Here is a 25651-nt window from a genome sequence, read left to right on the forward strand (position 1 = left end):
ATTAAGAATGTGCTCCTTGTACTACTTGCATTATTTCCATTGGCGTATTGACCATATAATCTGGCGCATCCCCTTTTACCGTTTCAATAACGTCATATCCCCAAGAAACCCAAATTACATTTACACCAGCTTTTTTACAAGCTGCTATATCACGTTGTTCATCACCGACATACAACATATCTTGTTCTGTTAGCTTTTTCGATTTTAAAAACCTTTTAATCATTTTATCTTTACCGAATAAGTTTTTAGAACAATACACTTCTTGTATATTTCCGATGCCATTATTATGTAAAAATGTCCTAATATGCTCTTCTGAGTTCGATGATATGACCGCAATCCCGTATCCTTTTTTATGTAATTCATCTAATACATCCTTCATCCCATGGAATAAAACGAGATCTTTTATAGCGGGTTGATATAATTTATAAAACTCTAATGCTAATATAGGTAGTTTATAAAGAGGTACATCAAGCTTTTTACATCTCTCCGACATAGTTAATTTTCGTAAAGGCTCAATTTCTTCCTCACTAACTGTCTTATACCCATGCTTTTCAGCAAGTTGATTATAAATCGGTACAAATATATTTTGTGAATCTACTAATGTGCCGTCAAAGTCAAAAACAATGTATTTTTGCATCCCCCATACTCCCTTTGCTTTTTTTCCTAAACATATGTTATTCAACAACATAAATGTCTTACCCTTTCATAAATATAAAAAAAGAACAAGATTTTCTCTTGTTCTTTTTTAAGACAGCCATTTCGGCGGCACATTCGTATTCCAATAAATATTTCCTAACTCATGGTGTCCTGAGTATCCATCATCAAAACGATGATAGTGGAAATTAAAATAATATCCATCTTGCGGTGGATGATCTCTCCTCACATGAAATCGCAGTAAATCATTTCCTGTTTTCGTGTCATAAACATGAAAAATCTTTTCATTATTTCCACCAGCTGGTCTTTGAGAAATCGCTAATGATTGTAACGATTCTTCTGGCACATCATTGGCAAGTTCCGCAATTGCCTCTTCAATTTTAGGTAATACAACATCTTTAAATTCATCTTCAATTACAGGCCCAATTTTAGAGCCAAATTTTTGCATAGATTGCTTCTCTGCTTCTTGCATCGCATAATTAATAAAGGTATCGGTGGTTAACCTATCATTCGTTTCTTCATATGTATAGGACGTACTCTCCAAATTTTGTTGCCCAGCTGTGCTCGTAGGCTTGTCCGCAGCTTTGGCATTATCAAGTAATATGGAAGGAGGCGTCACTAGACCAAATGTAAATACGGTAATTAATGCGACTAAGGTTTTTCTAAACCAATTTGGCATTTATGTTCCCTCCCCTTTCGCTCATTATATTTTATATAACGATTGTTTCTTCTATTATACAAAATGATTATAATTTTTGCACTTTACAAATTTGTTAACGTTCACATATTTTTCACTTGAATATGAAATTGTAAGATTTCATACACTATAAATACAACAACAAGGAGGCGATCAGATGACTTTAGATGCCATGTACTCCGCTGCAAGCATACTCCTTTTAGTATATTTTATTTATCAGTGTGTTACAGACTAGAAAAAGAGCCGTTTCCGGCTCTTTTTCTATGGTAAAAATACAATCCAACCAATGAATACTATAAAAATTACCCCAATAATTACTGCTGGCAATAAATAAAACTGAGAAAGGATGACCGTCCCGTATATGAATACGGCTGGAAAGAGCAAATAACGATCCGCCTTCCATCTTAATAATAGTAATTTTCCTTCGTCACAATATAAGTGTAGAAACATTTTCTTCGTAAATTCATTCCAATAATCACGTGCATAGCGAGAAATAGCAATTAAAGCAAATACAAGAATAATAGCTGTTATCCACTTCGGAGTTACGATAATGCTTACAGTACTTATTAAAACAATTTGAACATAAAACATTAAAGCACTACTTGTACGCAAAAATTCTTTTAAAAAAGATTCAATAATACGTGAATCCGCTTTTTTTCCTAATATCTTTTTAGAGTGAGGGAACATCCACGGTTTTTTATTCGAACTACTCGGTTTCGCCGCATGTCCACCAACTTGCATAATCCCTCTCATCCAGCGCATACTTTCTTCTTTTTCTTTCTCAACTTCTTTAAAAAAGTAATTTTTATAATTCATCTTTTCTTTTACTAAGACTACAGTAAGTAAAGCTGCTAGACCGATAAATAATACTGAGTACAACGGATTTTTATAAATAAAAAATATACTGATTCCAAAAAAAATTAAGCTAATAGAAAATACAACATCTTTTACTATCCATAAAACCCATCGTTTCCCCACACGTACATTTATGAATCTCATCAACAACGATAGCATAAATCGAAAAACAGTAAAGAAAATCCAAAATAGTACGATTTGTATACTTGTCGCTCCCATACTTTTCATCAATATAGGTAACATAATAAATATTACAATTACGTTCGTTATTGCAATCCGAATAAACGTATACATCATGCCAAGCCTCATTAATTTTTGCATATGATTTGGATATGAAATTAAAAATAAGCTATCTGCTTGCTCAAAAAATGAGCGAACTCCTCTTGAAAATGTGACAAAATAAAACGCGAGTAAGCCTAATCCAAAATAAACGGTCTCTTCCATCGATAATTCTTTCATCCATAGTGAACGATAGTAAATCCCCGCAAATATAAGTGCTGGAATAATAATATATAATGCGACTGTCCAATCTGTAACAGAACGAATCGACTTCCATTTTCTTTGCAATTCATGACGTAACCTTTTATTAAACTGTTGTTTAATCATGCTGCTCTCGCCTTACAACTGCATCGAAGCAATCTAACAGTGTGCTTCCTGGCATTTCTGCTAACGATTGTATCGCCTCTAAATGCCCATCTGCTACTAATGCACCTTGCGAAATGAGTAAAAATCTTTCACAAATTCTTTCAGCTGTATCTAGTACGTGCGTACAAAGTAAAATTCCAGCTCCTCGCTCTTTTTCTTTATATAAATAATTCAAAAATTCTTTCGTAGCTACTGGATCTAAACCGATAAAAGGCTCATCAATAATATAAAAATCTGGCTCTGTTAAAAATGCTAATATAAGCATCGACTTTTGTTTCATACCTTTTGAAAACTTTGATATGTATTCGTGTATATGTTTTTCCATTCGAAACGTATGTAATAATTCCCTTGCTTTGTCCTCCCAATTTCCCACTTCATTTCCACGGGCAGCCATTAGCAATTCAATATGTTCCCACAAAGTTAAGTAATCATAATAAGTGGGGTGCTCCGGTACATATGCATATGGATTTTTCTTTTCACCAAACGAAATTTCAGCATCCATATTGACTAGCAAACCGAGCATCGATTTAATTGTCGTACTCTTTCCTGCGCCATTTGCACCAATAAGAGCCACTAACTCGCCTTTTTCAATTGCAAATGCAATATCACGAACTGTCTTTTCACCAATTTCATATCCAGCTGAGCGGATATTCACCTCTAGCATACATTTCCCTTCTTTCCATTTACAATACAATCAAGGGAAATGATAACATATCCCTCTTAATATAGTATTATATCATTTCTAAAATATTTGTTTCGGTAGCAGGAAAAAAAACACTTTAACAGAATATTTAATGTTTGAAGATTTTAAAGTAAATGGGGTTGATCATATGTCAGTTCAAATTCGTGAAGCGACTATAGATGATATAGATTCACTTTGTTCTCTTACAAAAGAATTAAAAGGATCCTCTATCTCTAATGAAGATATGAAGAATCGTCTACAATTCGTAAAAATGAGCCCTTTTGATTTTTTATATGTATATGAGGAAGATAATACTATTTTTGGATTACTAGGATTTCGTATACGTGAAAATTTAGAAGATGTAACTCGTTATGGAGAAATTTCAATTATTAGTGTTGATTCTACAATACGTCGAAAAGGTATTGGACAAGTGTTAATGGATTATGCAGAACAATTAGCAAAAGAGCATGACTGTATTGGTACTTGGCTTGTTAGTGGAATGAACCGCAAAGAAGCACACCCCTTTTATGAAAAATTGGGCTATGAAGTAAATGGGTATCGATTTGTAAAATATTTTTAAACTACTGGTACAAAGAAAGGACTATAACTATGACAAACATTGAAGCAATATTCATTGATCGTGACGGAACAATTGGTGGTGATACTACAATACATTATCCAGGTTCTTTCACATTATTTCCTTTTACGAAAGAATCTCTACAAAAATTAAAAGCAAAAAATATAAAGCTTTTCTCTTTTACAAATCAACCAGGTATCGCAGATGGACTAGCGACCGTGAATGATTTTGCGAAAGAATTAAAAGAGTTTGGTTTTGATGATATTTACCTTTGTCCTCATAAACATGGTGATGGATGTGAATGTCGCAAACCGAGCACAGGTATGCTCCTACAAGCAGCGGAAAAACATGGGCTTGATTTAACAAAATGCGCTGTAATCGGTGATCGCTGGACGGATATTGTTGCTGGGACAAAAGTAAATGCAACGACTATATTGGTTCGAACTGGTGCTGGATATGATGCTTTACATACGTTCCGAGATAAATGGGCACATATTGAACCAAACTACATTGCAGAAAACTTTGAAGATGCTACAAATTGGATTTTAAATCATCAATAAAAAATTAAATGAGACGTCTTCACTTTGCAAACGTCTCATTTAACTATGTGTATTTCAAAAAGTTAATTCATAATGGAAATAACGATTATCTCTTAAATACCCATTTTCAGCATATAGTCGCTGTGCTGATAAATTATCAATTTCTGTTTGTAGTTTTAAACCTTTTGCACCATTTTCTAATGCAAATTCTTTTGCGGCCTCTAATAATTTTTTACCTGTTCCAGCTCCGCGCTTCGCCTGTTGTACAAACAGATCATTTAAAATCCATAACTCTTTCATTGAAATAGAAGAAAATGATGGATATAGTTGCGTGAACCCGATATATTCTCCATCTTCAACTGCCACGAAAATAATGGATTCTTTTCTCTCAATTCGATTTCGTAAAAATACTTTTGCTCCTTCAATATCGGAATCTTGTCGATAAAATACGCGATAATTATTAAAAACCGATGCTAGTCCATCTAAATCTGCAATTGTTGCCTCATATATTCTCATTTTACTTTATTCCCCTTCCAATATTGTTTCATAATATCCGTTGCCCATTCAGGCTGCCTTATTTCTTCTCTCGGTATAAATTCTTTCATAACAGGCTTAATATCCAATATAGGTGTACCATCAATTGCGTCTAATCCTTCAACAACGATTGTTTTTCCATCTCTTCTTATTACTTTAACAATTGTCGCTCCTATTCGGTTCGGACGATTTTTTCCACGCTGTGCCAAAATCCCTACTTTTGGGTAATTACTATTATTTCTAGGGTGTCTAGCAGAATATTGAATTTGTTCATCTGTTACTTTATGAAAATAGAAAATAACTTCAATATGGGAAAAGTCTTTAATCCCTTGTATACTTTCCTCTGTATACATATCAGTTAAAGTAATACAGGATTTTACATCTCCCCACTCATCATCTTTTATTTCCTTTCTTTCATTATGTACAAATGCGATTGGTTGAACTGAAAACATCCGCATTCCCCCTTGAATGTAACCACTTACATTATAAAATATTTTCTGAATGTTTTCCACTCACACGATCATTGTTTACATAATAAAATTATCTTCACTTTCCAAAGACATATTCACAGCTTCAATTGCGTGTATGCGCGCTGTATCAAATAAAGGAACTAATGAATCTTCCTGTTTTACTAATAGTCCTATTTCCGTACACCCTAATATTATGCCTTTTGCTCCTCTTTGTACTAAATCTTCCATTACACTTTTAAAATATTCTCTTGATTGTTGGTTTATTTTTCCTAAGCATAATTCGTTATATATTATTTTATTGACTGTCTCTCTATCTTCTTCTGTTGGTACGATTACTTTTATATCATTTTCCTCTATACGTAATTTATAGAAATCCTGCTCCATCGTGTATTTTGTCCCAAGTAGACCAACTGATTGAATTCCATGTTGTTTTATTTCCTTCGCTGTTGCATCGGCAATATGTAATATCGGGATACTGATTTTATTTTTTATATGCTTAATAACTTTATGCATTGTATTTGTACAAACTATTATAAAATCAGCACCACCCTTCTCCAAAGAAGAAGCTGCATTTCCCAATACTTCTCCCGCTTTATTCCAATCCCCTTCAGATTGATATCGCTCAATTTCTTCAAAGTTAACACTGTAAAGTAGACATTTCGCTGAATGTAATCCACCTAGCCTCATTTTTACTTCTTCATTTATAATTTTGTAATACTCAGTAGATGACTCCCAGCTCATTCCGCCAATAAGACCTATTAATTTCATATATTCTCCTTTAAAATAATATTTTCAAACAGATAATTCATACTGTAATTTATATATAATAAATAACGTTTCATTACTATAATAAATCAAATCCCCATCCTTATATGCGATTGAATGTATAGAAATATTATTCATTTCCACGGAAATAATTATAGAATATTCAGAAAACGCCTCTTGTAGTAGGCTCATATTGATAATCAAAACACTTGCGATACAATTCTTTTATTTCTTCATATGATGGAACTCTCGGGTTATTGCTTGGGCTACCACTTGCAATTGCATCTTTCGCCATTTTAGAAATAGCATTTTCAAATTCAACTTCCCCAATTCCATATTCTCTTAAATTAGGAATACGAAGATCAAAGCAAAGTTTCTTAATTTCAGCAATCGTGTAGTTGGCTACTTCTTCATCAGAATGAGAATACAAATCTTTGTTTAAGTTATGTCCTATGTCAGCTAATCTTCTTACTGCTTTCGCTTTTGTATATTCTAAAACTGTAGGTAATAGTATTGCATTCGATATTCCATGTGGTACATGGAATAATGCTCCCACTGGACGAGACATACCATGCACTAATGTAACAGATGCATTTGAAAAAGCGATCCCAGCTTGCAATGAAGCAATCATCATTGCTTCTCTTGCTTCCATATTATCTCCATCTTTATATGCGATACGTAAATATTTCATAATGCTTTCAATAGCCGACAGAGCAAGAACATCTGTAAGAGGTTGTGAAACTTTAGAAAAATAAGCTTCAATTGCATGACATAATGCATCTACCCCTGTTGCTGCAGTAATATGAGGTGGTAACGAACGTGTTAAAATCGGGTCAATAATCGCTACTTGTGGGGTGAAATTCGGATGCTTTATCATCATTTTTACATCCGTTTTTTTATTCGTAATTACCACTACACTTGTTACTTCCGATCCAGTACCAGAAGTTGTTGGAATTGCGATAAGCGGTAGCGGCTCTTTTTCTATTTCAACATCCTTTTGTACATAATCTTCAATTTCCCCACCATTTGTATATAACACTGCAATTGCTTTCGCAACATCAATACAACTTCCTCCGCCGATACCGATAATAAAATCACATTTTCCTTCTTTACAAATAGATAAAGCTTCTAATACGTGTATATTTGTAGGCTCAGCGTTCACTTTATTGTATGTACTAACAGTAATCCCTTTCGCATTTAATTGCTTAATACAACTTTTAACATACCCTAATTTCTCCATAATTGTATCACTCACAATAAAAGCCCTTTTCCCTAACTTCTTTGATTGCTCCCCTAGTTTTTCAAGCGAATTTCTCCCATATAATACAGACTTCGGCATACGAAATTCAGCAACTTCTTGCAAGTACTCCACCCCTTCTTATCCTAATTAATATTTTCTTTTCATCTATTAACTCTTATTAATAGATTCCTGTTAAAGTATAGAACGTGATGACTGCAAATACAGCAACCGTTTTCAAAACTGTAATAGCAAAAATATCTTTATATGATTGCTTATGTGTTAATCCCGTTACCGTCAATATTGTAATAATTGCACCATTATGCGGCAATGTATCCATTCCACCTGACGCCATTGATACAATTCGGTGCATAACTTCTAATGGAATGTTATATTGCGTTGCTGCAGCAATAAATTTATCCCCCATCGCACTTAACACAATTCCCATTCCGCCTGATGCTGAACCTGTAATTCCAGCTAAAATATTCGTCGTTACTGCCCCATTTACTAATGGGTTAGTAAACGTTGCAGAAATGCCATCTCTCATTATCGCAAAGCCAGGAAGTGCGGCAATAACACCACCAAACCCAAACTCAGCTCCTGTATTCATTGTTGCAAGTAGCGCTCCACCAATACTTGTATTCAAACCAGCTTGAAATCCAGTTACTACCCGTTTCCAATATAATAAAAGTGTTGATAGAATCCCTATAATAAGTGCCAATTCTACAGACCAAATTCCAACTACTGCACTTAATTCAACTTTTCCAAATGCTTTCATACCAATAGCTGAGAAATCAAAGCCATTCGGATACCACTTCGGTATCATGATTGTGAAAACTTTATTCATTACACCTACTAAAATAAGTGGTACAAACGCAATCACCTGTTGCACTCTTGTGATTTCAATACCGCTTAGTATCGGCATATCTTTTTGTTCTAATTGTAAAGATGCTGCCATTTCAGAATTTCCATCATTAAAACCAAAATACCCTTCTCCTGCGGCTTTTGCCTTCTTACGTCTACTCTCTAAATATAGTAAACCTAATGTAAGAACAAAAATTGCCCCTACAATACCAAGTATCGGCGCAGCATAAATGTCCGTTTTAAAAAAGGTTGTAGGTATTACGTTTTGAATTTGTGGTGATCCAGGTAGCGCATCCATTGTAAACGTTACTGCTCCAAGAACAATCGTTCCAGGGATTAGACGCTTCGGAATATCCGCTTGTCGAAACAACTTATCCGCAAACGGAAATATAGCGAACACCACTACATATACGCTAACACCGCTATACGTTAAAATAGCCCCCATTAGAACAATCGCTAAAATTGTACGTTTTTCTCCAACTAACTCTACAATGGTCTTTGCGATGGAATCAGCGATTCCTGACATTTCTACTACTTTTCCAAATATTGCTCCAAGTAAAAACACAGGGAAATATAATTTAATAAATCCTACCATTTTCTCCATGAAAATATTTGAAAAGAAAGGTAATACAAAACTAGGCTCTGTCAAAAATACCGCAAATAATGCAAAAATCGGTGCGAATAATATTACAGAAAATCCTTTATATGCTACAAACATGAGTAAACTAAGTGCTAATAAAATAATAACTAGCTCCAATTATAACCCTCCTTTTAAACTGAAAATTCAATCTTTTAATAACGAACTTTTACTGGGATTTCAAACCCTTTTATTTCATGACATTCCTCCTCTTTTTATCCCGCTATTTGCGGGCAGTAAGACTCCCGCCTTAAAATTCAGCAAATGCGCGGAAGCTAGGCGGGATATCAACTGCCCGTAAAATCCCGATTGGTGAGGGCTGATAATTTGTGAAGGATGGAAAAAGCCTCCACTGATCAAAGTTTCACTTTATTACAAATTTTTCATGCTAAAATTGTCTAATTATAGTATTCGATTACATATGTAAAATCCCTTTAAACAAAAACGATTTCATCGTCATATGTTATAAAGGGATTTCTAGGTTCTATTTCTATAGTTTTATCGTACTATTCTCTATACAAAATCTTTGTAATTCTTCGACATCTTTCACTATATGAATCGCCCCAGCATCACTCAATTCAATCTCACTACCATATCCATACAATACACCTATTGAAGCAATTCCGTTACTGTTCGCACCGATTACGTCATGCTTTCTATCACCAATCATCACCATTTCTTCTTTTTTAAGTTCTTCATTTGTTTGTAAAATATGAGCAATTATTTCTTCCTTTTTTATTTTTGTCCCGTCTAAATTACTCCCTACAATCTCTTCAAAAAAAGTTGTTAACTGAAAGTGCTCTATTACTTGTTTCGCAAATACAGTAGGTTTTGATGTTGCTACAAACAAACGATTGCCAGCATCCTTTAATTCTTGCAATAGAGTTGGAATTCCATCGTATACTGTATTCTCTAATAAACCACTTCGCTTTAAATATTCGCGAAAATAAAATACTGCTCGTTCTACTTCTATTTCGTTCATATTATATCTATCTATAAAAGACTGTTGTATTGGTGGACCGATAAATGAATCTAACTCGCTTATATTTACTTCTTCAATCCCGATTTTTTCTAACGCGTATAGAACAGAATTTATAATCCCTTCTTTCGGATCCGTTAATGTTCCATCTAAGTCAAATAGAAATGTTTTATACATATTTAATTCCCCCACTGATTTTATATGTACCCCATTAAAGCCATTCTCCTAATTAGCCCTTTACTATACTATCACGATTTAACTTTTCAGAAAATTACTTCTTCTAATCCTTATACTTTCAGTTACAAAATCACAAAAGATATGATAAAGTGAAAAAGTTATACTTAATTTAATAGAAACTGGTGAATCAAATGTCAATTACATTAATTTTTATTATGGCTTTCACAATTGTTATCCACGCGGTTGAAACTAGCTCTTATAGTATTCGATTAGCTGGTGTACGTTTAAAAAAAATTGCCGTTGCCTTATCCGTCGTAGGAATGGTACTGCTTATTTCAAGAACATCTAACTTACTACAAGCCTTTTTAATCGGTGGTATTGTCGATGAAGCAAAACTAGATTCTTCTATTAATTTAGAGCATATTATACGGCTCGTTCTATTATCTGCTTCTGTCGGTACTTTGCTCGCGATTATACTCTATCCAACTTTGACAAAGCTATTTGGATACGTCATTCAAAACTTTGAAACAGATGGTTCATTCATTCGAATGATGAAGACGAATAACATTCAAAAATTAAAGTACACAAAAAAATATGTACGCTTCCCTAAATTCGAAATGATTCATCGAATGAGGATCGGTGGTATCCCAAAGCGTATTATGCTTATTAACATGTTTGCTACTGCAATTTATACAGCGGGGGTACTTTCAGCCCTTTACGCTTCCTTTTTAAACCCAGATTACGCAACAAATGCAAGTACAGCTTCTGGTCTAGTTAATGGTTTTGCTACCATTTTATTAACAGTGCTACTCGATCCACGCATTGCTCTTTTAACAGAACGAGCTTTACAATCAGAAAAGGGTGCCGATGCAATGAGTAAAATGTATGGTTGGCTAATGATTTCTAGACTTCTCGGCACCTTATTAGCACAACTTTTATTTGTACCAGGTGCTTACTGGATTTTATGGATTATTGAGCTGATGCATTAATCTACAAGGAAGGTGTATTTATCAATGAATATAAAAACAGAGCAAGATTTAATTCACTTAATAGAAAACGACGAATGGATGATGAATGTATTACAAATGGCAAAATCACTAGAGCTACCTGATTGGTGGGTTTGCGCTGGATTTGTCCGTTCTAAAATTTGGGATGCTTTACATAACTACGAAGTACGAACAGCTACACCCGACGTCGATGTCATTTATTTTGATCCATTACATAAAGATGAGGTATATGAACAATCATTAGAACAGAAGCTGACGAAGATGGATGCCTCTATCCCTTGGTCAGTAAAAAATCAAACTCGCATGCATGTAGTGAATGGAATGCCGCCATACTCTTCTTCTGTTGATGCTATTTCTAAATTTCCTGAAACAGCAACTGCTTTAGGCGTTACGCTTGACGAACAAAACAATGTCATATTAACGTCTCCATGCGGAATTGAAGATGTGCTCTCATTACAAGTGAAACCTACACTTCATTTTCTTGAAACGAAAGAACGAATACATATGTACAAAAAAAGAGTTATGAAAAAGAATTGGCAAAGCAAATGGCCCAACATTACAATCACTTATCCCGAAATTTAAAAAGGGTGCTTCTCATTATTAGAAGCACCCTTTCCTTTTTCAATTCAAAAAATGAATAACTGTTTCAGCGAAGCGATCTGCTACCTCGTAATGGGGTGTATGACCACTTTCTTCGAATATGATATGCTTTCCATTTAGAGAATCTCGATTGAATATTTCAATTTGCTTTTCACACGTTACTACATCATATTTTCCTACTATTAATAACATTGGATTCTGTACATCTTTTATTTTAGATAATAATGACGTATGACATGCTCCCTCTGATTTTAATCTATCGAAATGGATTTTGGAACGATTCGAAAATACTCCCCACTCTTCGTCACTATATAAACTATCGTCTGTCTCATCTTCCTTATAATTGTAAATCTCCATTCTTTTTTCTTCTAATTCATTACTTAATCTTATATAAGCTTCTAGCAATTCTTCTGAACTAGCATTACTAGATGAATAAGCTAGGCACTCTTCTGCCGCTTCTTCTTTTCCGTACTTCTTTAATAAACTCCCTGTCTTTTGTAATAAAGCCCTACTTGTTAATGCAAAATCGAAAGTCGGACCTTCAAATATTATTTTCTCTATTGAATTTGGGTATGTCGCCGCATATAATAACGCTAAATATCCACCGAAAGAATGTCCAATTACAGACCATTTCTCAATTTGTAATACTTTTTTTAGTTCCTCACAATCTTCAATCAAATCATTTAATCCAAGAGCTTCGTCCTCATTAATTTCTTCTGAGCGACAAACACCTCTTTGATCTATCATAATTACATATAAAGAATCTTTTAAACGTTCCGCTTGATGAAATGAAAAATCATAGCAGCTTTCTCCTGGTCCACCATGCAAGTATAGGACTGGTTTATTTTTAGGGCTTCCATGCGTTTCAACGTATAACTTTTTCCCTCTAATATTCATATACTTCCCTGCTTCTATCAAATTCGCTTTTATAATCATCACCTTCTTTTTTTACTGAATATTATAACATTTAATGTTAAATAATTCCTATTACATTTAAAAAGACGATGATTATTGCAAGTGGCGCTACAAATCGAAGTAAAAATGCCCAACAAGTAAATACTTTCTTTCCGTAATTTCCACCTACAAAAAATTCTGCTTCTAACACTTTCTTTTCCATTTTGAATGATACGAAAATACTAATAAATAGCGCTCCGAGCGGCATTAAAATATTACTAGATAAGAAGTCTACTGCATCAAAAATATTCTTCCCAAAAATCGTAATATCACTCCATACTCCAAATGATAACGCAGATGGTATACCCACTAAGAAAATACAGAAACCAATGATCCATGATAGTTTTGTTCTTCTTTCTTGTTCACCATTTGCTAATGCTGAAACAACCGTCTCTAGTAGAGAAAATGCCGAGGTTAATGTCGCAAATGTAAATAGCGCAAGAAATACCGTTAAGAACAATCCTCCGAATGGAATTTGGCTAAATACAGATGGCAATACAATAAATAGTAAGCCCGGCCCCTCTGTCGGCTCCATTCCTAATGAAAATACTGCTGGAAATATAGCAAGGCCTGCAAATAAAGATACGAATAAATTCAATCCAACAATCGTAACTGCTGATTTTGGTAAACTTTCTTTTTTATTTAAATACGAACTATACGTAACCATAATCGAAATCCCTATGCTAATCGCAAAGAATGATTGTCCCATTGCGAACAAAATACTTTCTGAAGTAATCTTTGAAAAATCTGGTTGTAAGAAAAACTTCACACCTTCCATTGCATTATCAAGTGTTAGTGAGCGAACAATAAGAGCGACAAATAAAACGAACAATGCTGGCAACATATATTTACTTGCTTTTTCAATGCCATTTTGTACACCTTTTGATACAACCCATATCGTAATGAACATAAAAGCGAAATGCCCAATAATAGCCCAAACCGGATTTCCAATTGTTTCAGTAAATAACGAACCGTAATTTTGTCCCGGAGTAATAAGTTGTCCAGTTACTCCTCTGAATAAATAAATTAGTACCCATCCACCTACAACACTATAAAACGAAAGTAATATAAAACACGTTCCAACGCCAAGGCGTCCAATCCAGTGCCACCCTGTATTTGGTGCAATACTTTTAAATGCTCCAACTGCTTGTTTTTGTGTACTGCGTCCAATCATAAATTCAGCTATTAGTAGTGGTAGTCCAATTAACACAGTAAATAATATAAAGATTAAAAAGAATGCTCCTCCCCCGCTCTTCCCAGCGATATAAGGAAACTTCCATATTGCGCCAAGTCCAATTGCTGATCCTGCTGCAGCCATTATAAATCCTAATTTCGAAGTCCATTGCTCCGTCTGTTTCATCTTATTTTCCTCCTAATTAAATCTTTTTATATAAATAAATAAATTTTATATACCTATCCGAATAAACCCTCCATTTCTTTTTCTATAAAATAAAAAATGGCTCAGCATCTCTTTATATAAAGAGACGCTAAGCCATTTACTTAACGCGGTACCACCCTTATTGATTCCATTATGAATCCACCTTAGTAGTAATCGTTTGATTACAAACCTAATATCGAAGGTTAACCGTTAAGATTTACTAAGAATGTGATTCCGTTCCACCTTACTGCTCCTAGGCGAGTTCAGGATGTCATTTGACTATGTCACACCAACCCATAGCTCTCTGTACAAATATACGACCTTACTACTCCTATTCAACACATTTTAATATTTAGAATATATTTTCTTTTGAAATTAATATGAAGTATATCGGTTATATTTGTAACTGTCAAGGTATATATAGATTTTTTGTCGAAAAAAGATTTTTATAAAATCACATAGAAAATATTTACAAATAAAAATATAAGGAGAAAATACGTTATGTCACTTTTAAAGAATGGATGTTTTTTATTATCCGCTCATTTTTCATCATCTTTGGTATTATTGCGATTTTTTCCTTGCCACAATTATTTTTCGGTGCACCTCCAAGTCCAACAACATCACTAGCAATGCCGCCTACACCAACTTTACAATTGAATTTTAGTAACTATTTCGAACCATTTCATTTAACATTGCTGGTACACTTGTTTTACTTGGCCACAATCATCAGTTTTTAAATATTTTGCCTTGGATAGCATTCGGCCCCGTTTTATTTTTCACTATCGTTATTTTAGCTGTATACATGATGTTATCAGGTATGCAAAATGTATTAGAAAAAGATATAAATTATATGGAGAACTCGCTTTTATTAAGTGTTTTATCAAAAGACAAAAGAGAAAGAAAGAGAAAATATTTTTCACTTTTTAAACAAAATGTAAAAATGAAAGAACAGTAAAAAAGAATCTTCGCGATAATCGCGAAGATTCTTTTTTATGGTGTAAGACGTGTACAATCTCTCGGAAAAGCGCTCGCCTCTCGTACGTTTGTTAATTCTAAAAGTTTATATACAGCCCTTTCTAATCCAATTCCAAAACCGCCATGCGGTGGACAACCATATCGGAATGTATTTAAATAAGATTGAAATTTCTCTGGATGTAATCCTTTTTCTTTAAAAGATGCGAGTAACATTTCATGATTATGAATACGCTGTGCCCCTGATGTTATTTCTAATCCCTTATATAATAAGTCGAATGAATCGGTAATAGATGGATTCTCTTTATTCGGCATCGTATACATCGGCCTAGCTTCTTTCGGATAATGTGTAATGAAAACTAACTCACTCTTATATGTTTCCTTCACATATTTCCCTAATAACTTTTCACCTTCTGTATCTAAATCCCCAATCGGCGATTCTTTCCGGTATTTATTTTTCAAAATATCTTGTGCTTCTAACAATGCGATTTTAGGAATTTCAGTAATGACAGGTACTTCTATTTGGAGTAGTTGTAATTCTTTTTTGCAATTTTTTGCTACTTGTTGAAACATATATCGTAAAACATCCGTTTCTAATTGCATCACTTCATGAAAATCATGAATAAATCCAATTTCTACGTCTAACGATATATATTCATTTAAATGTCGTGAAGAATTATGATGTTCCGCCCTGTAAACAGGCGCAACTTCAAATACACGCTCTAGTCCCCCAGCTACCATCATTTGTTTATAAAACTGTGGTGATTGTGCTAAATAAGCTTCCTTCTGGAAATATGGAAGCTTAAAAACATTCGCGCCTCCTTCTGCCCCTTGTGAAACAATTTTCGGAGTAAATATACGTGTGAAATCGTTTTCTATCAGAAATTCACTAAAGCTCTGAGCGAGTATAGATTTCACTTTAAATATCGCCGCGATTCGCTCATGTCTTAACGATAATACCCGCTCATTCAATAATTGATCTAAGCCAACTTGTAACTTCTTTTTATTTATTTCAAATGGGAGTGATTCTGCACCATTTAGTACTTTCACTTCATGTGCAAGTACTTCAACCCCTAATTCTGTTTTCGAAGTCTCTACAATTTCACCAACTATTTCAACGACACTTTCTACATCAACTTTGTATCCAGCTAACCCGTTTTCTAATACACATTGAATAACTCCCGTTCGGTCCCTTACTAATAAAAAACTAACATTACCTAGATGACGAATTTTTTTTACCCATCCTTGTAGTAATACAACCCTTCCTACATGCTCCGTACATTCTCGTGTGAGTGAACGCTTCATTACTTGATCCATTATATTTCCCTCCATTAATTTTATTTTTATTTACGTTATTGTTATTGTTGTTGTCGTCGTCATCATCCACGGTCACTCACCTCCTTTCAAAGAATACAAAAATCCGCCCCTATAAATAGGGACGGATTTTTCCGCGGTACCACCCAAATTGTCATAATGACCATCTTAGCCCTGATAACGGTAGGTACCGTTTGCTTTTACTAATTATCACGTTCAAAGCAACACTCACAGGTGTCTTTCCATCATGCGGTATCGCAATCTTCCCAGCAACCGATTGCTCTCTGTAGACCCTTGCATCATGTACTTTTCCTAATCATCACTTTTTATATTTACAGAGTATTCTATCTCTTTAATTTATAAAACACAAGCCTTTTTTAAATATATACTGTTTTTTTTACATCCACTTTTGTACAATCTCTTCTAAAGCCATTCCACGTGAGCCTTTTAATAATACGACATCCTTTTTCGTAATAATCTTCAATACTTCCTCTGCTAACTTAGCTTTATTATTATATGACCGAACTTGCCCTGTAGCATATGTCTTCATTGCTTCTTCCGCTACTATTTTTGCCAGCTCTCCATAAGTAAACACATGTGAAATATTCTCTTGATTTAGCATTTTACCAATTTCTCTATGATACGTTTCAGCTTCCTTCCCTAACTCCAACATATCCCCAATTACTATGATTTTTTTCTGATAAACATTTAACTTCTCTAACGTATCAATTGCAGCCTTCATTGAAGATGGACTAGCATTCCATGCATCATTAATAATCGTAAAACCTGTTTTTGCAATTGAAAATTGAAAGCGCATATGAGTAATATTTATTTGCCGCAGTGCTTCCTTTATTTCTTCTGGAGATACATTGTAAAATTGACCTACAGCGATTCCAACAATCGTATTTAAAATATTATGTTTTCCATGTAAGGGGACATCATACTGTATTTTGGAATCATTTAATTTAAAATGAACACCATATTCATCTAATTGCACGTTTGTTGGAAACAAATCATTTGTATCCTTTTCACCAAATGACTTACATTCTAGACCTAGCACATTATTATTTCGAGAAAGTAATGTCTCATCACCATTATATAAAAACAGTCCTTCATCTTTTAATCCGTCTATAATTTCTAATTTTGCCCTCGCAATCTCTTCTCGTGATCCAAGTGTTTCTAAGTGAGACTGCCCAATCATTGTAATTATCGATACATCTGGCTGTGCTATTTGTGATAAGTTTCGAATTTGTCCTTTTTCACTCATTCCCATTTCAAGTATTAAAAACTCTGTATCTCGTTTCATTTCTAAAATCGTTAGCGGCAAACCGATTTGACTATTTAAATTCCCATTTGTTTTATGCACACTATAAGTTGTACTTAAAATGCCTCCTATTATATCTTTTACTGTCGTCTTTCCGTTACTACCTGTAATACCGATTACTTTTACACCTAGCTCATTCCGATAAAATTGTGCCAATTGTTGCAAAGCAAACAAAGTGTCATCTACAAATATAATTGGTATCCCTTTTGGCGGAGTACCGTAAGACTTTTTCCACATGGAAGCAATAGCTCCATTATCCATTGCCTCTTTCACATAATCATGTCCATCTTTCACCCTAATGATTGGAATAAATAAATTTCCTTCTTTAATGTTTTTTGAATCTATGCAGACACCATGTATTTCTATATGATGAAAAGATTCTTGTAATCCTTCTCCATCTACTACCTCTTCAAGTTTTTTTAAATTCATTTGAATCAAAGTATCACCTTTTTCCATTTTATTACATAGATCCCATTTCATTTACGCATATTAATAAAAATTTTGTAGCGAGGTGTTTATATGAAAAAAGTGATTAGTTTCTTTCTCCTTTTGTTATGCCTAATTGTAGTAAACGAAACGTACGCCTATTCACCAAAATCTTTACCAATCTCCCAAAACTCTGATCAATGGCAAGTGAATATTGATGAACCGAAAAAAATAAGCAAAAATATGCTTCAAGCTAAAAAAGATGAATTTCAAACATATCAATTTTCAGTAAAGAATGTCGGAGAAAATGAAGTATATAACGTACAAGTTGAAGTCTTCCGCAATGAACCAAATATGAAAACAAAATATGAACTCTTTTCCCTGAAAGAAGGTCGTCTCGCAAGTGGAAAAACTGGATTTAGACATGCTAACTTCCCTGTTTCTACAAAAGCCAATGAGGTTGACGTGATCATTACATGGCAAGAACATCCTTTCCGCTCTATGAGAAACGGTCAAAAAGTCGAGTCTAGAAAATTTAAAGAGCATTTTGTTTTTAAAGACGAAAAAAAATAAATGGAATGCGGATAAATTCACACTATCATTGATATAGCTTACTTTACTAGTACCAGTTCTTAAGCAAATTAAAAAGTCGTGGCTTATAATGAACTGCACCCCAATTGTTAGACACGACTAACAATTGGAGGTGCAGTTTTTTTATGGCTAAATTTTCTTCAAAAGAAAAAATACAAGCAGTAAAACGATATTTAGAAGGCCCAGAAGGCGGGACAAGCATTGCTAAATCTATAGGCGTGGATCAGCGGGTATTTTATCACTGGATTAGCCGATATGAATATTCCGGTGAAAAAGCTTTTGAAAAACGCTATACATCTTACTCTACGCAATTTAAACTAGACGTACTTAACTATATGATTGAAAATAGGACGTCTATCAGGGAAACAGCGGCAATTTTTAATATTCCATCTTATGAAACGGTTCGTAAATGGAAAGTAGCTTATGAAACAGAAGGATTGGATGCCCTACAACTTAAAGAAAAGAGGCATCCGTCTATGAATAATAAAAATCACAAAATAGTGAAAAAGCAATTACCAGTCGAAGGCTCCATTGAAGAACTCCAAGAGGAGTTAGAAAGGTTACGTATGGAGAATGCGTATTTAAAAAAGTTGAATGCCTTAGTTCAAAACAAACAGAAGTCACAAAAAAAGACAAAGCGCAAGTAGTTTATGAATTAAGGCATCAATTTCCGGTACAATCACTTTTAGTGCTTGCCAATATTCCACGTAGCACATATTATTATTGGTTAAAAAATGCCAAACGTCCGGATCCAGATGCAGATTTGAAAGTATTAATTCAAGCTGTTTATCATGAACATGAAGGCCGTTATGGTTATCGCCGTATTCGTGATGAACTTACTAATCGTGGACATAAAATAAATCACAAAAAGATACAACGCATTATGAAAGAATTAGGATTAAAGTGTTTGGTCCGTATGAAGAAATATCGCTCTTATAAAGGAACTGTTGGAAAGATTGCCCCTAATATTTTAGAACGTAATTTCAAAGCAGAAAGGCCAAACGAAAAATGGGTCACGGATATTACGGAGTTTAAATTATTTGGAGAGAAATTATATGTATCGCCAATGTTGGACTTGTTTAATGGTGAAATTATCACGTATACAATTGGTTCAAGGCCAACCTACGCCCTTGTTTCTAATATGTTAGACCAATCCTTTGAACGCTTAACAGATGAGGATGCCCTCCTTATTCATTCCGATCAAGGTTGGCACTATCAAATGAAAAAATACCGTGATTCTCTTCATAAACGTGGTATTACACAAAGTATGTCTCGGAAAGGGAACTGTTACGATAACGCAGTTATCGAAAATTTCTTTGGTATTATGAAATCTGAATTTTTATATCGAAAAGACTTTAAGAATATGGAACATTTTGAACAAGAACTAGCAAAATATATATCTTACTATAATCATAAGAGAATTAAGGCAAAATTAAAGGGTATGAGTCCGATACAATACCGGACCCACGCCCAAAACGCTGCCTAATGAAATAACCATGTCTAACTTTTAGGGGTCACTTCAATAAAAGCCACGACTTTTTATATTAATTTGTGCTAATTCCTCTCGCTGCCCAAATGCGATCAATTTCAGCCGCATGTTGTCCGCCATATAAAAGAGCATCCGCTTGCTTAATTGCTTTTGCCCCATCACGGAATTTAGCATTTGGCGTTAATGACCAATGTGATTGTAAAATAATTTTTGTTGCCACATCACGTCCAAAAGATTGCGCCATTTCGTATTGACCTTGGGCCCAAATTTCCCCATCATTATGCACTTCATTCGTTATATCTTTCGGGTATACTTTATTCGTATCTAATCGGCGTAAGCACGTCGGATCTGAACTAGAATAAGCAGTCGCATCCCATTCTCCAATACATGCTTTTCCGTAACCAGTTGTCGATACTGCATCTTCATACGTAGCACCTAAGAAGTCTCCAAACCCTTCTCCCATCGCTCCACCTTCTGGTGAACTTCCGAATCCTGGTACTTGATTATCTTGAATAGAATGTCCATATTCATGCGCGATAACGCCCGCATCTTCTGCGTCATCTACACCGCCAGTACCGAAAGTTAAAGCTTTCGTTGATGGGGAATAGAATGAATTATCGTCAGTTGTACCATTTACATTTACTTTAATCGAACGATTATTAATATTTTTAAAGCCCAATCCTTGAATGTAACGCTGTAATGTATCAATATGATAATATGACATAACATCTTCAAAACTATCATTTGCACGTGTGTAATTAAATTGTAAATTTGTAGATTTCGTCTTCGCTTTTGAAGAAATCGTAACATACTCTCCAATTAAAAATCCTGTACCATCTAAACCTTTTAACGTAACAGTTTTTAATTGATTCGTTAGTGCTGTCGAATCTGCATCATTATTATCTTTTAACCCTACTTTACTACCGCTAGATACGACGGGGTTAGGTAAAAACACTTTCCCAGTCCCTTCTGCTTTTCGGTTTATATCAACCTTTTTAATTAGCTTTCCATTTTCTGCATCAATAAATGTTTCCCATGCACCGAAAGGTTTATTAGAATGGACTAAAACTTTGTATACTGGGATAGCTACTCCATCCTCAATAATATATCCGAATTCTTTCTCTGTAGGAGCCCATAAGTTTTGCTCGCTTTCTCCTCCAACATACGCCATTGATTTTTGTTCTGCGTCTTTTTCACTAATCTTTTTCGCTATTTCTTTCACACTTTGAACTGCCTGGTAATCAGAAACAGCAAGTAATCCCTGTCCCTGTCCATTAATAGTAACTGTTATTTGTTTTGAAAATACAGGAGCACCATTGACCACTTGTTGGAATCTAACATATGAAGCTACTGGTGTTTCTGTTGTAGAAATATATTGTAAGTCTGAAAGGTCTGCCTTCAATCCATATTCCGTAGCATGTCCTTTTAAATATTCAATTGCTTTTTTCTGCGGTGAATAACCTTCAAGCTTTACTTCCTGTTGTTTTTCCAGTGCTGAAACAGTAGAAATTGTCCCCATTACTAATGGTACAGTCATTGCCATTGCCACCATTTTTTTATTAAACATAAAACCACTCCCCCTAATAAATTGAAACCTTTACCCCATTCTTATAAGGCTATTCCTGTCCACAAGTAGCGAAATAAAGTGAATCTACGAGTAATTCTATACGAGCAATTCTATTACCTTTCCATTTCGGATGAGTGAAATTTTCTCAATATTTATGTGTAAATGGAGAAAAATACTGTAGAAATATATTACTTTATTCATTTCCTAAACCCTATAATTTTTAATAGAACATCAAACACCATTATTCGTTTTATTATTTGCTACTGGATTTTTCATTTTCAGTGTATTATTTAGCGTTTTATGGCGAAAGAAATTTTCTAGAGGACCTATCGAATGGATTCTGCGGAAAATAACTGGTTAATTTATCTTCACACAAAAAAGGAAGTTGGAATGATTCCAACTTCCTTTTTTCTTTAATTAGCCGGGCTTAATTTAATTCGGACTTTTGTCTCACCTAAAGGAAGTTCATCGTCTTCATTCGTTAAGTTATCAAATGTAAATTGCTTAACGAGTAAGTTTTCTTCCAACAAATCTTTATGATTTGTTAAAGTTTTCTGTAGTTCTTCCTCTGTATCAAGAATAACATCCACTCTTAAATTAACTGGTAAATTCAACTGCTTACGATATTCTTGGACTGCCCGAATGAATTCACGAGCCACTCCTTCTTGTAACAATTCCTCCGTTACATTCGTGTCTAACATAACTGTATATTGTCCGTTAGTCGTATTTGAGAATCCTGTTTTTGCTACTTTTTCTACTAATACATCTTCAGACGTTACAACTACTTCTTCCCCTGATGCTGCTTCATATACTGCTCTTTCAGTTGAAACAAAGCTTTGTACTTCTTCTTGTGATAATTGTTTTAACCAGCCGTTTACTGCATTCACATTTTTACCAAACTTCGGCCCTGCTGTTTTAAAATTCAACTTTAATTGATATGATGTGTACTTCGTTTCATCCAGTTCAACATGAAATGCTTTCACATTTAGCTCATCCATTACGATATCACGATAAGATTCCCAATCGATATTATTCTCTTTATTCTCAAGTAATACAAGCTCTGCTAACGGCTGTTTTACTTTTAAAGAATGCTGATTACGGTTACTTCTTCCAAGTTCAACAACTTGTAAAACTGCATCCATTTCCACTTCTAATTTCGGCTGGATAAGTGATTCATTTACAACTGGATAATCCTCTAAATGAACGCTACGTCCTTCTAAATTCAAATGAATATCTTCAGCGACAAATGGTGTAAATGGTGCAATTAATTTACTAATCGTTACAAGCACTTCATGAAGTGTTTCATACGCCGCTGCTTTCTCAGTATTCATACCAGATTCCCAGAAACGATTGCGTGAACGTCTTACATACCAGTTACTTACTTCATCTACAAGCGCCGCGATTTCACGAGCTGCATTCGTAAATTGATAATCATCAAGTGCTGTTCTCACTTTTTTCGTTGTGCTATGCAATCTTGATAATACCCATTCATCCAATTTCGTTCGCTTTACATCATAGGTTTCATTCGGATTATACTCATCTAAATTTGCATATAAAACGTAGAAGCTATATACATTGACTAACGTATCTACAAATTTAGATTTTGCTTCCAGTACTGTTCTTTCAGAAAAACGCTTCGCATTCCATGGAGCACTGTCCACAAGTAGAGCCCATCTTAAAGCATCTGCACCAAACTGATTTACTAAATCAACTGGATCTAGTGCATTTCCTTTACTTTTAGACATTTTCTGTCCTTCTTCATCTAGAACATGCCCTAGTGATAAAACTCGTTTATATGGAACTTTTCCTGTATATAGCGCTGATACTGCCAATAAACTATAAAACCAGCCACGTGTTTGATCAATTCCTTCTGCAATAACATCTGCTGGAAACTGTTCTTCAAATAACTCTTTATTTTCAAACGGATAATGATATTGTGCAAACGGCATGGAGCCACTATCAAACCAAACATCGATTACTTCTGGTGTACGATTCATTGTACTTCCGCATTTTTCGCAGTAAACTTGCACTTCATCTACATATGGCTTATGCAATTCTAAATCTTCTGGTGTTTCTTTCGCACTATGCTTTCTTAATTCAGCAATGCTTTTCGGTGCGAATTGGTGGTCGCAGCTTTCACATTCCCATACGTTTAACGGTGTTCCCCAATATCTATTCCGGCTAATATTCCAGTCCACCATGTTTTCTAAAAACTTACCAAACCGTCCGTGCTTCATATGGTCTGGATACCACGTAACAGAATCATTATTTCGTAAAAATGTTTCTTTAATCTCAGTTGTTCGGATTAACCAGCTTTCTCCTGCATAATAAAGTAATGGTGAATCACAGCGCCAGCAATGCGGATAGCTATGTTCATATTTTTCTTTATGATATAGTAACCCTTCTTTCGCTAAATAACGAACGATATCAACGTCACAATCTTTTACAAACTTACCTTTAAGAAATGGTACTGCATCCGTATACTCACCTTTCTCATCTACAACATGTAAGAACGACAATCCTTCACTTTGAACGACTCTATAATCGTCCTCCCCATATGCTGGAGCGATATGAACGAGTCCTGTGCCACTATCTGCAGTTACAAAATCTGCTGCAATTACGTGGTACCCATTTGTAACTTCCTTCATCGGAAACGGTGCTGTATAAGATGTGTTTACTAATTCTTCGCCTTTATGAACGGATACTACTTCATAGTTTTCTTTTAATACTTCTTGTACACGCTCTTTCGCAACAATGTATACATATCCTTCTTGTTTCGCTTTAACGTATTCCATATTCGGATATACGGCAAGTGCAACATTCGCCGGAAGCGTCCACGGTGTTGTCGTCCATCCAAGGAAATATTCATTTTCACTATCTTTTACTTTAAACTTTACCGTTGCGCTTAAATCTTTAACCGTTTTGTACCCTTGTGCAACTTCATGTGAACTAAGCGATGTTTGACAGCTTGGACAGTATGGAGAAACTCTATGTCCTTTATATAACAAACCTTTTTCATGAATCGTCCCTAAAATATTCCATACACTTTCGATATATGGATTCTCTAGAGTAACGTATGGATCATCCATATCTACCCAATATCCAATGCTCTCCGTAAATTCACGCCACTGCTTCTCATATGTGAATACACTCTCTTTACACTTTTGAATAAATGGCTCAATGCCGTACTCTTCAATCTCATGCTTACCTGAAATACCAAGTTGTTTTTCAACGCCTAATTCTACAGGTAATCCATGTGTATCCCAGCCAGCTTTTCTTAACACTTTATATCCAGCCATCGTTTTATATCTTGCTACTAAATCTTTAATTGCCCGACCAAGTGCATGGCCGACGTGTGGTAAACCGTTCGCCGTTGGTGGTCCTTCATAAAACACAAACGATTGTGCGCCTTCTCTATTCTGAATTGATTGTTCAAAAATGCCCTGTTCGTTCCACTGCTTACGAATACGTGTTTCTCTCCCTACAGCTGACTCTTTTACATCTACTTTCTTCATCTACAATCACTCCTTTGAATGTTTTAAAAGCACACAAAAAACCCGTCCCTATGAAGTAGGGACGGGTTTACCCGCGTTACCACCCTAATTCTATTAGCTTTTCACTAATAGCACTTAGCAACGTACTAACATACGCGTTCTTTGTAACGGTAGACATCCGTCCGAGCTTACTTTATTCAGCCACGGCTCCTCGGAGATGATT

General features: G+C 34.8%; 22 protein-coding genes, 1 pseudogene and 3 other annotated features (1 of these 26 only partly in view). Of the genes and pseudogenes, 7 read left to right on the forward strand and 16 right to left on the reverse strand.

Annotation, left to right across the window (positions count from 1 at the left end; genetic code table 11):
- Position 1: 1 nt before the first annotated feature.
- The 4 genes from ACP6L7_RS01295 to ACP6L7_RS01310 all read right to left on the reverse strand — a co-directional run bounded on the left by ACP6L7_RS01295 (position 2) and on the right by ACP6L7_RS01310 (position 3515).
- Positions 2-637 carry an HAD family hydrolase gene (locus ACP6L7_RS01295; RefSeq protein ID WP_097832041.1) on the reverse strand — a complete coding sequence of 212 codons (636 nt, stop codon included), beginning with the start codon at positions 635-637 and terminating at the stop codon, positions 2-4.
- A 108-nt stretch (positions 638-745) separates the two neighbouring features.
- Positions 746-1333 (reverse strand): YpjP family protein, encoded by a 588-nt coding sequence (locus ACP6L7_RS01300; RefSeq protein WP_097831932.1) that lies wholly within the window; start codon positions 1331-1333, stop codon positions 746-748.
- Between the two features lie 279 nt (positions 1334-1612).
- Positions 1613-2812, reverse strand: a complete 1200-nt coding sequence (locus tag ACP6L7_RS01305) for an ABC transporter permease (RefSeq protein ID WP_097831931.1) — start codon at positions 2810-2812, stop codon at positions 1613-1615.
- Entirely contained in the window at positions 2805-3515 is a 711-nt protein-coding gene (locus ACP6L7_RS01310) for an ABC transporter ATP-binding protein (RefSeq protein WP_097831930.1), read from the reverse strand. Before ACP6L7_RS01310 ends, ACP6L7_RS01305 begins: the two co-directional genes overlap by 8 nt.
- Before the next feature lie 166 nt (positions 3516-3681).
- Between ACP6L7_RS01310 and ACP6L7_RS01315 the strand changes: the two genes are divergently transcribed.
- Together ACP6L7_RS01315 and ACP6L7_RS01320 are read left to right on the forward strand one after the other, a co-directional pair.
- On the forward strand, positions 3682-4113 hold the full coding sequence (locus ACP6L7_RS01315) for a GNAT family N-acetyltransferase (protein WP_071745283.1): 432 nt from the start codon (positions 3682-3684) through the stop codon (positions 4111-4113).
- A 29-nt stretch (positions 4114-4142) separates the two neighbouring features.
- Complete coding sequence (locus ACP6L7_RS01320) at positions 4143-4670, forward strand: HAD-IIIA family hydrolase (protein WP_097831929.1); 528 nt, start codon at positions 4143-4145, stop codon at positions 4668-4670.
- Between the two features lie 54 nt (positions 4671-4724).
- Here the strand turns inward: ACP6L7_RS01320 and ACP6L7_RS01325 are convergent, their stop codons facing one another.
- From ACP6L7_RS01325 to ACP6L7_RS01350, 6 genes are all read right to left on the reverse strand, one after another.
- On the reverse strand, positions 4725-5165 hold the full coding sequence (locus ACP6L7_RS01325) for a GNAT family N-acetyltransferase (protein ID WP_097831928.1): 441 nt from the start codon (positions 5163-5165) through the stop codon (positions 4725-4727).
- Positions 5162-5635: an SAM-dependent methyltransferase gene (locus ACP6L7_RS01330; RefSeq protein WP_097831927.1), complete on the reverse strand. Its 474-nt coding sequence runs from the start codon at positions 5633-5635 to the stop codon at positions 5162-5164. Before ACP6L7_RS01330 ends, ACP6L7_RS01325 begins: the two co-directional genes overlap by 4 nt.
- A 75-nt stretch (positions 5636-5710) precedes the next feature.
- Positions 5711-6421, reverse strand: coding sequence for an aspartate/glutamate racemase family protein (locus ACP6L7_RS01335; RefSeq protein WP_097831926.1), 711 nt, complete (start codon positions 6419-6421; stop codon positions 5711-5713).
- Positions 6422-6581: 160 nt separating this feature from the next.
- Positions 6582-7781 carry an iron-containing alcohol dehydrogenase gene (locus ACP6L7_RS01340; protein ID WP_097831925.1) on the reverse strand — a complete coding sequence of 400 codons (1200 nt, stop codon included), beginning with the start codon at positions 7779-7781 and terminating at the stop codon, positions 6582-6584.
- A 55-nt stretch (positions 7782-7836) separates the two neighbouring features.
- Positions 7837-9276: a GntP family permease gene (locus tag ACP6L7_RS01345; RefSeq protein ID WP_097831924.1), complete on the reverse strand. Its 1440-nt coding sequence runs from the start codon at positions 9274-9276 to the stop codon at positions 7837-7839.
- 370 nt (positions 9277-9646) lie between these two features.
- Positions 9647-10312: an HAD family hydrolase gene (locus ACP6L7_RS01350; protein ID WP_097831922.1), complete on the reverse strand. Its 666-nt coding sequence runs from the start codon at positions 10310-10312 to the stop codon at positions 9647-9649.
- Between the two features lie 191 nt (positions 10313-10503).
- Here ACP6L7_RS01350 and ACP6L7_RS01355 point away from each other — a divergent pair, with 191 nt between their 5' ends.
- Complete coding sequence (locus ACP6L7_RS01355) at positions 10504-11301, forward strand: lipid II flippase family protein (protein ID WP_097831921.1); 798 nt, start codon at positions 10504-10506, stop codon at positions 11299-11301.
- A 24-nt stretch (positions 11302-11325) separates the two neighbouring features.
- Positions 11326-11901, forward strand: coding sequence for a nucleotidyltransferase family protein (locus tag ACP6L7_RS01360; protein ID WP_097831920.1), 576 nt, complete (start codon positions 11326-11328; stop codon positions 11899-11901).
- Positions 11902-11940: 39 nt separating this feature from the next.
- On the opposite strand, the gene ACP6L7_RS01365 is transcribed toward ACP6L7_RS01360, so the two are convergent.
- The 4 genes from ACP6L7_RS01365 to ACP6L7_RS01380 form a co-directional block, all read right to left on the reverse strand.
- On the reverse strand, positions 11941-12855 hold the full coding sequence (locus ACP6L7_RS01365) for an alpha/beta fold hydrolase (protein ID WP_097831919.1): 915 nt from the start codon (positions 12853-12855) through the stop codon (positions 11941-11943).
- 37 nt (positions 12856-12892) lie between these two features.
- Complete coding sequence (locus tag ACP6L7_RS01370) at positions 12893-14233, reverse strand: sodium-dependent transporter (protein ID WP_098361868.1); 1341 nt, start codon at positions 14231-14233, stop codon at positions 12893-12895.
- A 117-nt stretch (positions 14234-14350) separates the two neighbouring features.
- Positions 14351-14599: a binding site (T-box leader), on the reverse strand.
- Between the two features lie 642 nt (positions 14600-15241).
- Positions 15242-16540, reverse strand: a complete 1299-nt coding sequence (aspS, locus tag ACP6L7_RS01375; protein ID WP_097831917.1) for an aspartate--tRNA(Asn) ligase — start codon at positions 16538-16540, stop codon at positions 15242-15244.
- 114 nt (positions 16541-16654) lie between these two features.
- Positions 16655-16866 (reverse strand) — a binding site (T-box leader).
- A 68-nt stretch (positions 16867-16934) separates the two neighbouring features.
- Positions 16935-18317 (reverse strand): UDP-N-acetylmuramoyl-tripeptide--D-alanyl-D-alanine ligase, encoded by a 1383-nt coding sequence (locus ACP6L7_RS01380; protein ID WP_141533508.1) that lies wholly within the window; start codon positions 18315-18317, stop codon positions 16935-16937.
- 63 nt (positions 18318-18380) lie between these two features.
- Here ACP6L7_RS01380 and ACP6L7_RS01385 point away from each other — a divergent pair, with 63 nt between their 5' ends.
- Complete coding sequence (locus ACP6L7_RS01385) at positions 18381-18860, forward strand: hypothetical protein (protein WP_097831916.1); 480 nt, start codon at positions 18381-18383, stop codon at positions 18858-18860.
- Between the two features lie 143 nt (positions 18861-19003).
- Positions 19004-20364, forward strand: a protein-coding gene (locus ACP6L7_RS01390) for an IS3 family transposase (protein ID WP_430528870.1) whose coding sequence is annotated in 2 segments (ribosomal slippage) — positions 19004-19460 and positions 19460-20364 — 1362 coding nt in all. Because the reading frame shifts where the segments join, the coding sequence is not laid out codon by codon here.
- Positions 20365-20422: 58 nt separating this feature from the next.
- Here the strand turns inward: ACP6L7_RS01390 and ACP6L7_RS01395 are convergent.
- Positions 20423-21934, reverse strand: coding sequence for a M36 family metallopeptidase (locus ACP6L7_RS01395; protein WP_430528873.1), 1512 nt, complete (start codon positions 21932-21934; stop codon positions 20423-20425).
- A gap of 223 nt (positions 21935-22157) precedes the next feature.
- Here ACP6L7_RS01395 and ACP6L7_RS01400 point away from each other — a divergent pair.
- Positions 22158-22295, forward strand: a pseudogene (locus ACP6L7_RS01400) (DUF418 domain-containing protein); the annotation flags it as partial.
- Positions 22296-22347: 52 nt separating this feature from the next.
- Here the strand turns inward: ACP6L7_RS01400 and ileS are convergent.
- Entirely contained in the window at positions 22348-25449 is a 3102-nt protein-coding gene (gene ileS / locus ACP6L7_RS01405; RefSeq protein WP_097831914.1) for an isoleucine--tRNA ligase, read from the reverse strand.
- A 54-nt stretch (positions 25450-25503) separates the two neighbouring features.
- Positions 25504-25651 (reverse strand) — a binding site (T-box leader); it runs 91 nt beyond the window's last position.

The organism is Bacillus silvicola (genome assembly GCF_050524305.1).
Lineage (GTDB): Bacteria > Bacillota > Bacilli > Bacillales > Bacillaceae_G > Bacillus_A > Bacillus_A cereus_AT.